Origin of the sequence: Pseudomonas sp. NPDC087803 (assembly GCF_044742995.1) — a bacterium.
Lineage (GTDB): Bacteria > Pseudomonadota > Gammaproteobacteria > Pseudomonadales > Pseudomonadaceae > Aquipseudomonas.
This window is the reverse complement of the sequence record NZ_JBIUVO010000018.1, coordinates 332-12,312: the sequence shown is the minus strand read 5'-3', so window position 1 is coordinate 12,312 and position 11,981 is coordinate 332. Positions and strand designations below refer to the sequence as shown.

The following is an 11,981-nucleotide window of genomic DNA, read 5'->3' as shown; positions in this document are numbered from 1 at the left end:
AAGTAGGGAAAGACGAGGTTTGTGTCCCTGTTTCCGCGCTGGCAGAGCAAATGCTGGATGAGCATTTGCCATTGACTGCAAAGTGCCAGCATCCAGGCTGACGCGCTGATCTTATACAAACTGATTAAGGTTGTACAAGAAAATGCGAGCCGACATGTTTAACGGTTTTTCAAAGGCTGATGGAGTTGGCATCGTTCGAGCTCGGACGGCTCAGTGCCACGCTGATGGTGTTGCGTCCCGTGTGTTTGGCGGTGTACAGCGCTTTGTCAGCGTCATCCAGCCAGGCCAGCGCGTCGCTGTATGACGGCTGAAACCGCGCCAGGCCGATACTCAGGCTGACCCGCAGCTCTGGCACCTCAGAGTGACGGTATTGATCCAGCGCCTGACGCAATCGTTCCATCTGCTGTTCGGCTTTTTTCAGCGGCTGGTCAGGCAAGATCAGGCAAAACTCGTCGCCGCCATAACGGCCGGCCCGTTCGCCTTCGGCAAGCATGCTTTTGAGTTCGTGGCTCAGTTGGCTCAGAACCGCGTCGCCAATGATGTGCCCGTAGTTGTCGTTGATGGTCTTGAAATGATCAACGTCGATCAGCGCCAATATGTCCTGGGTGCTGTGCTGCCGGCAGCGTTCGAATCTGGCGTGCAGCAGATCTTTCCAGGCGCCGTGGTTGAGCAGTCCGGTGAGGCTGTCGGTGCGGCTAAGGTCTCTGAGTGCACGCTTGTGCTGCGCGAGTTTGATCGCCAGTTGGTAACAGACCATGCCCAAGGCCAACGGGTACAGGGTCAGCATCGGCAGGCAGGCCCACACCTCGATTTGCGTCATCGTCAGGCTGATCTTGAAGCCGAACACCAGCCAGCCCAACAGTATGCCCGTGACTTGGGCGAGGGCACCGAGCAGGAACAGATGTCGGCCACCGGCGGCGACATTGTTCATGGTCATCATTGACAGGATGGTCACGGTGGTCAGCGGATTGAACTGGAAACACGCGGTCCAGAAGCCGCCGCACAGCGAGTCGTACAACAGGTTGCGACGTTCGGCGTGGTAGGGGAAGGCTGAACGGGTTGAAACCTGATAGGCCAGGTGCGGCCAGATAAAACCGTTGAACACCAGCAGCGCCCACAGCCACATTGGCATGTTCAACGGGTACAGCGCTGCCGCGACACTGAAAAAGCCGACGCCCAGACCGATGGCCCTGGGCAGATAAATGCGCCTGGCGAATGACAAGCCTTTGCCGCGTTGGTTTTCCATGATGTCCTGCGCCAGATTCATCCTGAAATACTTTGCAGTATCTTTTTCAGGTTGACCGTCCGTCGGTCAATTGTCGGACATTGTCATTTATTCCAACGGGAATAATCAGTGTCCTTCCGAGCCATTTAATCGAGGCAGGCGCGGGATAGGGGCGGTTTAGAGCCGGTAGCGTGCCAGAAACATCTCCATTGCCGACTCGGCCACCGCTGTTTGTGTGGTTGCATCCAGTGGCGGCTGGCCCATGGAAATCTGCGGCCAGAAACCGAACGACTTCAACAGACCTTGCACCTGTTGCGCGGCGAACTCCGCATCCACAGCCTTCAGTCGACCATCCGCCTGTGCGGCGCGAATCCACACCGTCAGGCCTTCTTCCCGCTCGCCCATGCGCGCCACCATGTCTTGCGCACGCTCCGGGGAATGGATGGTGGCGGCAATCGCTACCCGCGCCAGACCGAGAAAATTGTCATCGGCCATCATCTGCAGTTTCGCCAACAACATCTGCTGCAATTGCTCGCGCAGCGGCTGATCGGGGCGATAGGTCACGGTTTGCTCGGCAGTGATGCGTGCCCAGAGTTGGTTGAGAATTTCGGCGAACAGCTCTTCCTTGCTCGGAAAATGGTTGTACACCGTGCGCTTCGACACCCCGGCGGAGGCTGCGATCTTGTCCATGCTGGTGATCTCGAACCCGTTGGCACGGAATTCGGCAATCGCCGCCTGAATGATGGCTTCGCGTTTGCGGTCGGTGAGGCGCTTTGGAGCTGTCATAAGTACGCTTCGGCAGAGAGAGGGTGGAATTACACTTGGCAGTTTACTTGTCATGCGGTTTCATGCAACCTAGAAACTACACCGCCCAGTGTAATGTTGCGTTAATCCGCGCAACCTAAAACCAGACAGTTCGGCTGATGCGTGCGTGCTTTGGCCATTTATCGTCCCACCGTGAAAAACCGCGAATTGCGCGGTTTTTCTGGAGTCTCTCAGTCATGGCCAATCCAGATGTCTCTGCGGATCAAACTTCCACGCCTGAAGCCTCTCGCCAGGATCAAGGGCTGTTCCGTAACCATGCGCCGGTGCAACGCGAAGGCGTGCGCAAGATGCTGCGGATCATGTGGAACATGATCTTCCACAAACCGCGCAATACCCGACCAGCCGCCGCGATACCGGTGCAAGCGCTGACTCGGGAAGACTTGCTGGCAGCGCCCAACCACAGCATCTACCGCCTCGGCCACTCGACCCTGTTGCTGAAGCTGCGCGACAAATTCTGGATAACCGACCCGGTCTTCGCCGAGCGCGCCTCGCCGGTGCAATGGGCCGGGCCGAAACGCTTCCACCAGCCGCCGATCAGCATTGACCAGTTGCCGCCGATCGAAGCAGTGATCCTGTCGCACAACCACTACGACCACCTCGATTACCAGGCCGTGCTGAAACTGGCGGCCAAGACCAACTACTTCCTGACCCCGCTAGGCGTCGGCGATACCCTGATCAAGTGGGGCATCGACGCCGACAAAGTGCGCCAGTACGACTGGTGGCAGGGCACCGAAATCGCCGGCATCCGCTTCGTCGCCACCCCGTCGCAGCACTTCTCCGGGCGTGGTCTGTTCGACAGCAACAGCACCCTTTGGGCTTCATGGGTGATGATCGACGGTGACACGCGGATCTTCTTCAGCGGTGACAGCGGCTACTTCGACGGCTTCAAACGCATCGGCGAACAGTACGGTCCGTTCGACCTGACCCTGATGGAAACCGGCGCCTACAACGTCGAATGGCCACACGTGCACATGCAACCCGAAGAAACCCTGCAAGCGCACCTCGACCTCAAGGGCCGCTGGCTGTTTCCGATCCACAACGGCACCTTCGACCTGGCAATGCATGCCTGGCATGAACCGTTTGACCGGATTCTGGCGCTGGCGTGGGAACGCAGTGTTTCGATCACCACGCCGCAAATGGGCGAGGCGTTCAACCTTATGCAACCACAGCGCGGAAGTGCGTGGTGGTTGGCGGTTGAAGGGGAGGGTGAGGGCGTGGTGCAGAACGCGTGACGAGTTTCAAGTTAAGCAAACACCACTTCAATTCGGCCCTCTTTCCGTGACCGGGGGGCCGATTTCACTACGATCTGAACGTCTCGTCCAAGATGCGAGAGGCACTCCATCATCTTGGCTTCACTGATGCCGCGAAATTTCCCCCGCAGCATTTCGGATAGCTTGGGCTGAGATAATCCAAGAATTTCAGATGCCTGAATTTGAGTGAGATGGCGTGCCTTTATGATCTCGCCGATCTTCGCCGCGAGCTGCGACTTAACCTGCATTTCACTGGCATTGGGTAATTCGAGGTCTTGGTAGACGTTCCCGCTACTTTCTTCAATTTCTATCATTTTCTGATCCTTTCGCGTGATCCTGAGCGGCTCGAAGTCGGTTTCGGATCAGATCAATGTCTGACTGAGCCGTTTTGATTCCGGTCGTCGACTTCTTCTGAAAGCAGTGCAATACATAAATGGCACTGCCGAAACGAACCGTATAAATGGCCCGGTAGGTGTTGGTGTCGAAGTCTTCGATCAGCTCCAGCACTCCTGCGCCTCCAAACCCTTTCAGGGGTTTTGCATCCGGATGCTTCAAGCCACTCTGGGCCAAATCCAATGCGTAACCAAAAACATCCTGTACATCTGTGGGCATCTGCTTGAGATCTTTCTTGCTACTGCAGACCCACAAGAGCGGCTTCCTTGCACTCATGCGAAAATATACCTATTTAGGGATAAATATCAACTTGCCTGTTTATTTAGCCATGGCGTGATCCCCGTGCCCCACTGACTCCAATGCTGAGTTCATGGCACTCACTGATCGCCCCGGCGCAAACCCGTGAAAAAACACCAACCCCTGCGCCTCAAACCGATACGCCAGCGCCAGCCGCGCTGCGTCCGCCACTTCCTGCTGCGTTTCAAACCGCTGAATGTCGTCCACCGCAACTTCCGCTTCGCGCGACAGCTGTTCCACGCTCCAGCCCAGCATCGCTCGGGCCTGGACACAATGCGTCGGGGTGAACTGGAAAAGGGCAATGCGTTCGAGGATGTGGTTCATCGCAAGAGAGGCCATGGTGTGCTCCGGGCTCAAGAGTGCTGATTGAAAATGTACTGTGTTTTTGTACAGTTGTTTTCGGCCGGGATCAAACGCATTTTTTGATTTGCCCTAGTTCGCCGCCTCCAACCAGACGGACGGTGCCTGACCGAGGATGCGCCGGAACATCGTCGAGAACGCCGCCGGGCTTTCATAACCGAAATCCAGGGCGATTCGCGTCACCGCTTCACCGGCCGCCAGACGTGCCAGTGCCAGCACCACGCAGGCCTGTTGCCGCCATTGGCTGAAGCTCAACCCGGTCTGCTGCCGAAACAGTCTGTTGAAGGTGCGCAAGCTTATGTGCAACTGCTCGGCCCAGTGTTGCGGCGACTGATGGGCGTTCGGCTGAAGCAGAAAGGTCTGACACAAAGCCAGGAGCTTTCCGTCAGTCGGCAGCGGAATATGCAAGGGCAGGGGCGCACTGCGCGTCAGTTCATGCAGCAGCAGGTCGATCAATACGCCGTCGCGGCCGTCGAGGTCATAGGCCAGCGGCAGTTCCACCGCCTCCATCAACAAGTGCCGCATCAACGGTGAAACACTGATTACCTGACAGCGCTCACCCAAATCCACCGCCCCCGGCTCGATGTACACACTGCGCGTACTCACGCCGAGCATCAGCACTTCATGCGCCACTCCCGGCGGAATCCATACCGCCCGTTGCGGTGGCACCACCCAGTTGCCGTCATGGGTGCGAACCTGCATCACCCCGGTCGCGCCGTACAGCAATTGCGCCCGCCGGTGTGTATGAAATGGCAACAGATGGCCGTGGGAATAATCCGTACCGATCGCCACCACCGGGCGCGGCGTATCATCCAGCAGATTGATCAAAACATTGCGCATCGAAGGCGTACCGTTGATTGGCGTAAACGCAAACATTATTGGCTGAGTTGCTGAAGCAGGCCAAGCCGCGTCGCTCTATCGTCGACAGCTCGCCATCACCGGAAGACGCGCCATGTTCTACCTACTGCTGACTCTGTTCGGCTGCCTAACCGGCATCACCGCCGTCCTGTTCGGCTTCGGCGGTGGCTTCGTCGTCGTGCCATTGCTATACCGCATGCTCAGCGCCAGCCACGGCGCCGACGACCCCATCGGCCAATCGGCAATGCACATTGCCGTCGCCACTTCGACCTGCGTGATGATCGTCAACGCCCTGATCGCCACCGACAAACACCGCCGCGCCGGCAACCTGATCCGCCATTACCTGTGGCCGCTCGGCGGCTTCATTGCCCTCGGCGCGATCATCGGCGCGATAGCCGCGGTGTGGGCCAGCGGCGAAATCATTCGCTACGCCTTCATCGCCTACCTCGGCGTGACCATCATCGACTGCCTGCTCAGACGCGGCTTCCTCACCCGCAGCGAAGGCGTCATCCCACGCCGATTGGATCGCAAGGAAATATCCGCCGGCGGTGTAGGCATCGGCGCCATCGCCACGTTCCTTGGTGTAGGAGGAAGCGTCATGACCGTACCGCTTTTGCGTCGCTGCGGACTGAGCATGTCCCAGGCCACATCCATGGCGAACCCGTTAAGCGTGCCGGTCGCCGTGGCCGGGACGCTGACCTACATGGCACTGGCCGGTTTCAGCGAGACGGATCTGGGCGCGTGGTTTGTCGGGTATGTGGATTTGCTGGCGTTTGCGGTGCTGACGCTAGGGTCGTTGGTCGGGATTCGCTTGGCCACGCCGTGGATCGGGCGGATACCGGATCGGGTGCATGCTTGGGTGTATATCGGTCTGTTAATCGTCGTGATGCTGGGCATGCTGCTCAAGTAGAGCCTCGATTCCTGCGTGCATCCTCTGCATACTTCGCAGCCTCATTCATTCAGGGATTGATCCATGCTCAAGGGACTGCTGCGCCTGGCGCCATACGCTGTGGCGCTGTTCACGCTCATTTCCACCACCACCCATGCCGAAGATGGCCGACGTGTGTTCACCGGTACGTTGGGCAAAACGCCGATTGTGGTGGAGCTCAACACCACGCAGCAGGACGAAGTTACCGGCCGCTACTTCTACGAGAAGTATCACCGCGACCTGGAACTCAGCGGCTCGCTGCAAGACAGCACATTGAATCTTGTTGAAGGCAACAACCGCTATGGCGACGACAAACCGCTGCCCACCCTGAAGTTGAAATCCACCGCCAATGGCTGGCAGGGCGAATGGCAAAACCCCAAGGGCAAGAAACTGCCGGTGCAACTGACCGAAGCCAAACTTCCTGCGCCGAGCGCAACTACGCTGCCCTTTATTGCCACTTTGCCGAAGAGCGATCCCTACGAGTATTTGCGCTTACAGGGACTCAAACTCAAACCGGAGAAGAAAGAAAACTTCATGGGCTACGACCTGCAATGGTGGACGGAGCCCGAGTCGAAGATTTCGCTGTTCAGTGTCGAGTCCGGCTATACGAAAGAAGAGCAGCAGCGGATCAACAACCACTTGCTCGGACGGCTCTGGACTGAAGTCATCGACTATCACCGCTGCATGATGGATGGCGGGGTATACGCCGAGTTCGATCAAGGTGCTGCCCCGGAGTTTCTCTCGCCGGACGTGGTCAGTCTGGACATCTCTACTGGTTACAGCTGCGGCGGCGCCCACCCGGATTTCGGCAGCTCGCCAATCAACCTCGACGTCCACACCGGCGAATTGTTGAAACTCAAAGATGTACTGTGGATCGGTGAACCGAATAGCGCGGCCACCGAATACGCTCAGATGAAAGTCATGGCGCCGTGGCTGGTCAAACAGTTCACCACGCTCTATCCCGAAGAGATGAAGAAGCCCGCCGAAGATGACGGCAGTTGCGATTACTCCGATGAAAGTGTCTGGGGCTATTCCAACTGGCACTTCACGCCGAAGGGGATTTACCTGGGTGCTTACTTCGCCCGTTACCAGCGTAACTGCGACAACCCCGACTGGTCGGTACTGCCTTACTCGCTGGTCAACCAGCACCGTGGCGACGCCAAACTGCAATTGCCCAAAGGCTGACCGTCACGCCAACCCCGGCGCTTCCCGCACAATAAAGTGATCCAGGTTCTCGATGTTGGCACTGAACACCCCGAACGTCTGTTCGGGGTTCTTCTTGCTCGGCACCTGCTTCAACTCCGGCGTCACGCCATAGAAGAAACAGAACAACTCCTTGTCGCTGTCGATCGCATGCTTGATCTCTTCCAGAAACGCCTTGCGCTTGCGGTAGTTGTCGATCAACTTCTTGCTCAAGTACACGTTCACCGAGTACGGCTTCTTCTTCGCCTCATCCGCCTGCTTGAACCAGACCTTCTGCTCGAAATCGATGCGAAAACTCTGGGTGTAATCCTTGATCTCCTTGATCTTGCCCCAGTAAATCAGCCCCTTGTTGTCCGTCAGATACTCGATCTTCTTGAAGAACGAGCCATAAGGCGCCGTGTGCTCGCCGATCTTCAACGGCATGCGCTTGAGCAACTCCTTGTCGGCGAAATTAGAGACAAAACACTCCACCGGATGCGCAAACACACTGGTCTTGTCCGGCGCCGTCTCACGCCCCGGCGACTCCTTGGAACTCACCTGCGCCACCCGCACCGGATCATCCCGCAACACATCCGCCGCACCCGCCGGCGCAACAGGCTTGCGCACATATTCACGCCGCGTCAGCAACAACTCCGACGGAAAATGCTCCTCCCGCCCGTCATCCGTTTCGCCATCCACCGCCTCAACCCCGGATGCCGACGTCTTCAAACTCACATACAGACAACCCGCCACATGTTGCGTCGTGGGCAGATTCTTGAAGTGTGGCGTGCGTACGTAATTCACGTTCTTGGCATTGAAGGTGCCCAAATCGTTCGACGCATCGAACGCCGAACGACAGGCATCGTTGGGGCACTGGAAGTGTTCCTTCGCAGAATCGAACGCCACCGTCTCATCAAAATTGAGATCTCGAACGTCATAGATCGACAACTTGTCGTCGAGGCTGAGGCAGTAGGCGAGATCGAATTTCATGGTGGGGCTCGGATCCTTGAGTGGGGAGGGGTATTAATAGCGGGCGGCGGCGCGGGTTGCACTGATTGTTTTCAGGATGATGCGGAATCTGTAGGAGTCAGCCTGCTGGCGATTCCAGGCATCAACCAGATTTTTCAATCCTCACCCCGCCACTGCGGGCCACACATCACCCCTGTGGCGAGGGAGCTTGCTCCCGCTGGGCTGCGAAGCAGCCCCAAGATCAGCCAATACGGGTAGTCAGATAAACCGCGATTATTCCTTTTCGAGTCTTCCAACGTTGTCATACAGCCAAGCAGTGAAAGCCTCTCTGTCGTCAGAATGGTGGCAGCGTCGATGACAGTTTGGGCACAGCGCTACGGTGTTGGTCTTGAAGTCCGTCCCGTTGTCCGACAAATGCTTAACGTGGTGAACCTCAAGGTAAGGTTCTCCATTCATTTCAAACGGACCTGGTTGTCCACATCCCTCACAGATACCCTTGGCGTTGAACAGAATCCAATCTTTGACTTTGGATATGCGGGCGTAGGTTTTGGTTGTCCTGACGATTTGCTGAGGTATCTGCACACCCTCTGGCTCACTTACGAAATCACGTTGTTTCGCTCGTTGTACATTTCGAAGTGATGATTCTTCTTGCGTGAAAGGTGTACCGGAATCCAGCGTAATGAGGCCTTTCGATTCTAGGATTTTGATCAGGCGCGCAGTGATCCCTGAACCGAGATTCACCTTTGGTTTGTAGCTAGAGATCGTTTTCAGCCCAAGATCTTCGAACAGAGCGGTAATGTTCTGCAGTCGATAGTCGATCGACTTGGTGTTTCGCCCGGCGAGCACGCCGTTCAGCAGACGCCTGTGCTCCAAGGACTTATTAAATTTTTGATCATTTGGGTAACGAGCCTGAATATCGAGATAGCCATCAACCGAAGCTTCAAGCTCTTCATCCGTCCAGCCACTATTTTCCTTTTCCGTATCCATAAAATCGCCGAGGGTTGAAAACCCTCGGACGATACTGAGTGGCCATTACAGCTGTCTAGGAAAATTCCTACAGAGATTAACGACGGTTCTCGCAAGTGATCTTACAAACACGGTATCTAGCTCATCAGATGCTTCGAAGACTGAAACACCTTCGCAGCCCGCCACCACCAAGGCTTGGCGATGTTTACTCGCTGCTGTGTCTGATCCTGTAACAGGTACGGCATATCTCGTAGCCGAATCCAGCTTTCATCCTGCCAATGCAACAGACTCACTGACATCTCAGGCCATTTCAAAAAACTCAGGATTGGTAAATCTGGATTTTCCGAGGACGCAGCATCGCGTAAGGCTGGAACCACCTGATGGGTCAGCCATTCGCGCAATAGTCGATTCCCTGGCACATAGTGATACACCAACAGCGCATACACCCCGGACTCACTGAGCATCAGTTGCTTGTCAGGTTGGCGGTGATACTCAATCCACAGAAAACGATGCTGATCCTTGTCCAGTTTGCTGACCATACGATCACTAAGATGGACGCCCATCAAACGACCAATATCGCGTGCGCAAAACCAAGGCTGGCCTTCAAGGAGAAGGGCGTGGAGAGAGAGCTTGTGCAGAGTGAAGACAGTCGAACTGTGAGATTCAGACATGGAAGGCCTCCAATGCTGGAAGCATGTAAATGATGTTGAGGTTGAAGCTGATTTCCTTCGTGCTGAAGGAGACATTTTTAGGCATATCCATTTACCTCTGTGTGATGTCAGCTTTCTTAAGGCTGGGTGCCGGGAGCTAAGAAACCCCACACAGAGGGCCGGACATATTCCCCTTTCGGGTCTTGTATTCGCCCACTCCCGGCATAACAGAGTTTTTGATGCGCACGGGGAAACCGTAGGCACAAAAAGCCGCGACTGTCGGGTGCGGTGAGTCCGCTGTGTGAGGTGTTTCTTAGGCACCAGATACTAAGTAGAGAGGATTTGCTCGAACAGGTCAAGGTCGTATTTTATAAAACTAGATTTATATTTGGGTGTAATATTTATATACAAAATTATTGAAATGTGATGCGTGGTGGAAATGTTGTATTGAGTTTTTGTTGTTAGTAGTTATGCAATGTTGCATTGTGTTTTTTTGTTTAAAGAGATGGAGGTGTAAGTGGTGCTAGTCCGAGTTTCTTCGGACTAGCTGTCAGGGTTTAAATTACTTTTAGAAGTCGATTGACGATTGGGGTGAAATGATTTTTTGATTCTCTGGCTCTGCTAATATGTGCGCCGTTAAGCCCATCTCGCCTCGTGCAATTGAAAACGGGTTTCCTTGCTGCAAGAGAGTATGGGATAAGACTATGAAGGTTGGGGATTTTTCCAAGATTAAAACCGTCCGGCCATGTATATACTTGGCCGCTTTCTTCAAGTTTCTTAATGATGTTTTTTACAATGGCTCCGTCAATTTGATCTGCATATATTTGCCAGCCTTGAGTCATTCCCTCTTTATTGTCCCGAATGTTGTGTCGCTGTACTACATAACCCAAAAATATAGGCATTCCTTTTGGGATCTCGATTTCATCTCCCTTCCAGGACGAGTTACACTGCGCCCAACCCTGGCGCCAGGATTCAAATTTTGATCCGAGATTTTCAGTGCCCTGAATCGAAAATAAGTCGGGGGCCACTGGAGTAATGAAGTAGTCACTCGCGCCGAGAACTGCTCTATTTAACGCCCCAAGGTTAGGGCCGAGATCATACATAATGACATCGGCATTGATTTTTTCCGCCATTAATTTTGAAAAGCGATATATTGCTGATTGCGCTCTGATGCTAGGTTCGCTTCCACCTTTTGCGCTATTCCAAGTATCACCAAGAGCGTCTTCAAAGTTGCTAAGGCGTATATCTCCAGGGACTAAGTATAGCGAGTTTCCAACTTTTATAGGCTCCACTTCACTTCGAATGTCTCCGATCCCGCGATAAACGAGTTCTATGCCGCGGTAGATGCTATTGCCTTTCTCGCTCCAGGCATCACTAATTTTTTTATCGTCAAGGCAGTAAGCTGTAAGGTTCGACTGGCTATCGCAGTCAACCAATAAAACTTTTTTGCCTTTCTCGGCGAGCAGATGCGCAACGTGATAGATGTAGGTGGTTTTTCCAACTCCACCTTTATTATTAAAAATTGCGATTGATTGCATTTTTTGCTCCTAATAAAAAAGCCCCGCAAATGCGGGGCTATTATTTACTTTCCCAACATCCATATGTAGGTAAAGCACGGCTTCGAGGTTAGAGGGGGTCAATCCCAGCTCAACGCACCACCAGTCTGATACTCAATAACCCGCGTCTCAAAGAAATTCTTCTCTTTCTTCAAGTCCATAATCTCGCTCATCCAAGGGAACGGGTTAGTCGTCCCTGGATATTCCTCTTTCAAACCAATCTGCGACAAACGACGGTTGGCGATGAACTTCAGATAGTCCTCCATCATCGCTGCGTTCATGCCCAGTACGCCGCGAGGCATGGTGTCGCGGGCGTATTCGATTTCCAGCTGCGTACCCTGCAGGATCATCTGGGTCGCTTCTTCTTTCATCTCGGCATCCCACAGGTGTGGGTTTTCGATTTTGATCTGGTTGATCACGTCGATGCCGAAGTTCAGGTGCATGGATTCGTCGCGCAGGATGTACTGGAACTGCTCGGCGACGCCGGTGATTTTGTTGCGGCGTCCCATGGAGAGGATTTGG

The 11,981-nt window shown here is 54.6% G+C and carries 14 protein-coding genes; 3 read left to right on the top strand and 11 right to left on the bottom strand.

Features of this window, described 5'->3' with window-relative positions:
- Window positions 1-169: 169 nt before the first annotated feature.
- Both ACIOUG_RS12545 and ACIOUG_RS12540 read right to left on the bottom strand, forming a co-directional pair.
- Window positions 170-1,267: a diguanylate cyclase gene (locus tag ACIOUG_RS12545; protein WP_401065814.1), complete on the bottom strand. Its 1,098-nt coding sequence runs from the start codon at window positions 1,265-1,267 to the stop codon at window positions 170-172.
- Window positions 1,268-1,402: 135 nt separating this feature from the next.
- Window positions 1,403-2,011, bottom strand: a complete 609-nt coding sequence (locus tag ACIOUG_RS12540) for a TetR/AcrR family transcriptional regulator (protein ID WP_401065813.1) — start codon at window positions 2,009-2,011, stop codon at window positions 1,403-1,405.
- A 215-nt stretch (window positions 2,012-2,226) separates the two neighbouring features.
- Here ACIOUG_RS12540 and ACIOUG_RS12535 point away from each other — a divergent pair, with 215 nt between their 5' ends.
- The gene (locus ACIOUG_RS12535; protein WP_401065811.1) at window positions 2,227-3,282 is read left to right on the top strand and encodes an MBL fold metallo-hydrolase; all 1,056 of its coding nucleotides are present in this window, start codon (window positions 2,227-2,229) and stop codon (window positions 3,280-3,282) included.
- Window positions 3,283-3,293: 11 nt separating this feature from the next.
- On the opposite strand, the gene ACIOUG_RS12530 is transcribed toward ACIOUG_RS12535, so the two are convergent.
- From ACIOUG_RS12530 to ACIOUG_RS12515, 4 genes are all read right to left on the bottom strand, one after another.
- The gene (locus ACIOUG_RS12530) at window positions 3,294-3,614 is read right to left on the bottom strand and encodes a helix-turn-helix transcriptional regulator (RefSeq protein WP_339430903.1); all 321 of its coding nucleotides are present in this window, start codon (window positions 3,612-3,614) and stop codon (window positions 3,294-3,296) included.
- Window positions 3,601-3,969 (bottom strand): type II toxin-antitoxin system RelE/ParE family toxin, encoded by a 369-nt coding sequence (locus ACIOUG_RS12525; RefSeq protein WP_083368143.1) that lies wholly within the window; start codon window positions 3,967-3,969, stop codon window positions 3,601-3,603. Before ACIOUG_RS12525 ends, ACIOUG_RS12530 begins: the two co-directional genes overlap by 14 nt.
- A 42-nt stretch (window positions 3,970-4,011) precedes the next feature.
- Window positions 4,012-4,329 (bottom strand): XRE family transcriptional regulator, encoded by a 318-nt coding sequence (locus ACIOUG_RS12520; RefSeq protein ID WP_401065808.1) that lies wholly within the window; start codon window positions 4,327-4,329, stop codon window positions 4,012-4,014.
- 93 nt (window positions 4,330-4,422) lie between these two features.
- The gene (locus tag ACIOUG_RS12515; protein WP_401065806.1) at window positions 4,423-5,190 is read right to left on the bottom strand and encodes an AraC family transcriptional regulator; all 768 of its coding nucleotides are present in this window, start codon (window positions 5,188-5,190) and stop codon (window positions 4,423-4,425) included.
- Window positions 5,191-5,302: 112 nt separating this feature from the next.
- Here ACIOUG_RS12515 and ACIOUG_RS12510 point away from each other — a divergent pair, with 112 nt between their 5' ends.
- The gene (locus tag ACIOUG_RS12510; protein WP_401065804.1) at window positions 5,303-6,118 is read left to right on the top strand and encodes a sulfite exporter TauE/SafE family protein; all 816 of its coding nucleotides are present in this window, start codon (window positions 5,303-5,305) and stop codon (window positions 6,116-6,118) included.
- Window positions 6,119-6,181: 63 nt separating this feature from the next.
- Window positions 6,182-7,321 (top strand): hypothetical protein, encoded by a 1,140-nt coding sequence (locus ACIOUG_RS12505; protein ID WP_401065802.1) that lies wholly within the window; start codon window positions 6,182-6,184, stop codon window positions 7,319-7,321.
- 3 nt (window positions 7,322-7,324) lie between these two features.
- Here the strand turns inward: ACIOUG_RS12505 and ACIOUG_RS12500 are convergent, their stop codons facing one another.
- From ACIOUG_RS12500 to ACIOUG_RS12480, 5 genes are all read right to left on the bottom strand, one after another.
- Window positions 7,325-8,308 carry a hypothetical protein gene (locus tag ACIOUG_RS12500; RefSeq protein WP_401065800.1) on the bottom strand — a complete coding sequence of 328 codons (984 nt, stop codon included), beginning with the start codon at window positions 8,306-8,308 and terminating at the stop codon, window positions 7,325-7,327.
- A 252-nt stretch (window positions 8,309-8,560) separates the two neighbouring features.
- On the bottom strand, window positions 8,561-9,274 hold the full coding sequence (locus tag ACIOUG_RS12495) for an HNH endonuclease (RefSeq protein WP_401065797.1): 714 nt from the start codon (window positions 9,272-9,274) through the stop codon (window positions 8,561-8,563).
- A 116-nt stretch (window positions 9,275-9,390) separates the two neighbouring features.
- Window positions 9,391-9,924 carry a Bro-N domain-containing protein gene (locus ACIOUG_RS12490; RefSeq protein ID WP_401065795.1) on the bottom strand — a complete coding sequence of 178 codons (534 nt, stop codon included), beginning with the start codon at window positions 9,922-9,924 and terminating at the stop codon, window positions 9,391-9,393.
- Between the two features lie 536 nt (window positions 9,925-10,460).
- Window positions 10,461-11,441 (bottom strand): ParA family protein, encoded by a 981-nt coding sequence (locus tag ACIOUG_RS12485; protein ID WP_401065793.1) that lies wholly within the window; start codon window positions 11,439-11,441, stop codon window positions 10,461-10,463.
- 98 nt (window positions 11,442-11,539) lie between these two features.
- Window positions 11,540-11,981 (bottom strand): ribonucleotide-diphosphate reductase subunit beta (locus tag ACIOUG_RS12480; RefSeq protein ID WP_401065791.1); only part of this gene is annotated, 442 nt, incomplete at its 5' end.

What these genes read in the sequence shown, in the direction of transcription:
- ACIOUG_RS12520 (WP_401065808.1), bottom strand. Translation starts at nt 4,329, where the DNA reads ATGGCCTCTCTTGCGATGAACCACATCCTCGAACGCATTGCCCTTTTC.
- ACIOUG_RS12530 (WP_339430903.1), bottom strand. Translation starts at nt 3,614, where the DNA reads ATGATAGAAATTGAAGAAAGTAGCGGGAACGTCTACCAAGACCTCGAA.
- ACIOUG_RS12505 (WP_401065802.1), top strand. Translation starts at nt 6,182, where the DNA reads ATGCTCAAGGGACTGCTGCGCCTGGCGCCATACGCTGTGGCGCTGTTC.
- ACIOUG_RS12535 (WP_401065811.1), top strand. Translation starts at nt 2,227, where the DNA reads ATGGCCAATCCAGATGTCTCTGCGGATCAAACTTCCACGCCTGAAGCC.
- ACIOUG_RS12515 (WP_401065806.1), bottom strand. Translation starts at nt 5,190, where the DNA reads ATGCGCAATGTTTTGATCAATCTGCTGGATGATACGCCGCGCCCGGTG.
- ACIOUG_RS12500 (WP_401065800.1), bottom strand. Translation starts at nt 8,308, where the DNA reads ATGAAATTCGATCTCGCCTACTGCCTCAGCCTCGACGACAAGTTGTCG.
- ACIOUG_RS12490 (WP_401065795.1), bottom strand. Translation starts at nt 9,924, where the DNA reads ATGTCTGAATCTCACAGTTCGACTGTCTTCACTCTGCACAAGCTCTCT.
- ACIOUG_RS12510 (WP_401065804.1), top strand. Translation starts at nt 5,303, where the DNA reads ATGTTCTACCTACTGCTGACTCTGTTCGGCTGCCTAACCGGCATCACC.
- ACIOUG_RS12540 (WP_401065813.1), bottom strand. Translation starts at nt 2,011, where the DNA reads ATGACAGCTCCAAAGCGCCTCACCGACCGCAAACGCGAAGCCATCATT.
- ACIOUG_RS12545 (WP_401065814.1), bottom strand. Translation starts at nt 1,267, where the DNA reads ATGAATCTGGCGCAGGACATCATGGAAAACCAACGCGGCAAAGGCTTG.
- ACIOUG_RS12495 (WP_401065797.1), bottom strand. Translation starts at nt 9,274, where the DNA reads ATGGATACGGAAAAGGAAAATAGTGGCTGGACGGATGAAGAGCTTGAA.
- ACIOUG_RS12485 (WP_401065793.1), bottom strand. Translation starts at nt 11,441, where the DNA reads ATGCAATCAATCGCAATTTTTAATAATAAAGGTGGAGTTGGAAAAACC.
- ACIOUG_RS12525 (WP_083368143.1), bottom strand. Translation starts at nt 3,969, where the DNA reads ATGAGTGCAAGGAAGCCGCTCTTGTGGGTCTGCAGTAGCAAGAAAGAT.